This window comes from Pedobacter sp. 01N416 (genome assembly GCF_056399685.1).
Genome location: NZ_JBFTRT010000747.1, coordinates 1 through 2,004, shown reverse-complemented (window position 1 = coordinate 2,004; position 2,004 = coordinate 1). Strand labels below are relative to the sequence as shown.

Below are 2,004 nucleotides of genomic sequence, written 5' to 3'. Positions count from 1 at the left end.
ACCTAAATGGGCTAAAAAAGCACACAAAGCACCTTTAAACGCGTATTATTAATGATACTGGTTTGATATTTTAAGTTTTTTTAACCCAGTTCAATTACGAAATTATTTGTTGAGCTATTTTAGAAAATAATATAATTTCAACTGCACTCGAGTACGTGTGTCAATAGACAATCGAAAACAAAAAATTCAGTATTTGTTTGATTTAAATCTCGGTGCGTTTTACCACTAATTCGCGCGTTATGGTACCATAAACAATTAAATACTGCGCAATCATGTAGGTTGCCATAATTAATGCCCCACTTTGTGGGATGGGCTGAGCGAATTTATTTACGGCCAGCACACTGTCTGACAATAAGAAAAACAGCGCACCATACAAAATGAGTTTAAAGCTGAAAATATTCACTTTCCCATACCGGTTAACGGCCATAATAGCCATAACCGTGATAATAATGGCATACATTAAAACGGGGAACTGCATTGCTCCTAGTTTTGGCTGCAGGTAGAAAAACAAGCCTGAACAAAAAATAGCAAATGCGCCTACAGCCCACAAAAAATAAGGCGTTTTGTGGTTAGGATTCGATCTATGATCGAGTGTAAATGCCCTGATGTAAAAAATATGGCAGGCTACAAAGGCGATTAACCCAAAGATAAAAAAACTTGGTTTACCGCTTTGAAACATCAGCAAAATATCACCAGCCCAAGCAAAAATTAATCCGATGAAAATTCTCTTATGGAAACGCCCTTTCAAGTTTGTGCTCAGATAAAGCCATGCTAAAAGTACCACCACGATTAATGGCTTAGAGAAATTTCGGAGTCCAATATTATTGGCATATTCGGCATATAGCTGAATTACAAATACAAGGAAAAATATAAATGAAAATAGCTTAGTCTTCATCAGGATTGGGATTTGCCTTTTGCAAATTAAAAAACCAAATTACGGATATTAACTGGATAGCCACAAAAATTACTTGATATCCGACCGGAAATTTCAAAAATAAAACCAGCAAAACACCAAACGGCAGCCTAAAATACTCAAACTTAATTTGCCATGCCTTTTGTTCTAATAATGCACCACAGGTAATTAATGTGAATATGGTAAAAATAGCTCCTGACACTAAAGCAATGGTTTCCATTTTATGATAAGAAAACAACATTGCAGAACCTGCAGTTAAAGCAACTAAAAATTGGATCAGAACGTAACCCGTTAACCCTGATTGATATGCTGGATTATATTTTTTATAGGTTTCTACATTTATTTCCGGCGCATGTTGAAATCCGCCCAAGTGTGCTGGAAACCAGCCAGGTGGTTTAAGAAAAACTTTAATTTTATCACTGAATTTAGGTGATTTCTTTGCTGTTTTAACCAGGTCATCCCAATAATGAAGATTAGCCCAAACAGGATTCCAGCTGGCCAAAGGTTTGGTAATACCATAATAAACCTCTTCTTCTTCTTTCTGAAAAGTACCAAAAAAGCGGTCCCAGATAATCAATGTACCTGCGTGGTTTTTATCAATATATTTTGGGTTAGAGCCGTGGTGTACCCGATGATGTGAAGGTGTATTTAATATATGTTCTAAAAAGCCCATGCTTTTAATGGCTCTGGTATGAATCCAGAACTGATACAAAGTATTGAAARAACTTAATGTTAAAAACATAATCGGATCAAAACCAACAAATGCCAATGGAAGATAAAATACCCAGCTAAACCACCCCTGAAACCAGCTTTGCCGCAAAGCCACGGTTAAATTATATTCTTCTGATTGGTGATGTACAATATGTGCTGCCCATAAAGCATTTACTTCGTGGCTCATCCGATGAAACCAATAATAGAAAAAATCGACACCAATAAATAGCAGTATCCAAACCCATATTGTTTTAGGTAATTCAAATAAATGCCAGTGCTCAAAAATATACTTGTAACCAAAAAACAATGCGGTTTTCATAAATATCCCGGTGAGCTGCTGCCCAATACCCTGACTTAAATTGGCAATACTATCATTAAGC

2 protein-coding genes are annotated in these 2,004 nt (G+C 36.1%); both read right to left on the bottom strand.

Annotation, left to right across the window (positions count from 1 at the left end):
• Nucleotides 1-202: 202 nt before the first annotated feature.
• Nucleotides 203-895: a lysoplasmalogenase gene (locus AC1DND_RS26635; RefSeq protein ID WP_477585708.1), complete on the bottom strand. Its 693-nt coding sequence runs from the start codon at nucleotides 893-895 to the stop codon at nucleotides 203-205.
• The coding region (locus AC1DND_RS26630) for a sterol desaturase family protein (RefSeq protein WP_477585706.1) at nucleotides 885-2,004 on the bottom strand (1,120 nt) is incomplete at its 5' end. The genes AC1DND_RS26630 and AC1DND_RS26635, both read right to left, overlap by 11 nt.

What these genes read in the sequence shown, in the direction of transcription:
- AC1DND_RS26635 (WP_477585708.1), bottom strand. Translation starts at nt 895, where the DNA reads ATGAAGACTAAGCTATTTTCATTTATATTTTTCCTTGTATTTGTAATT.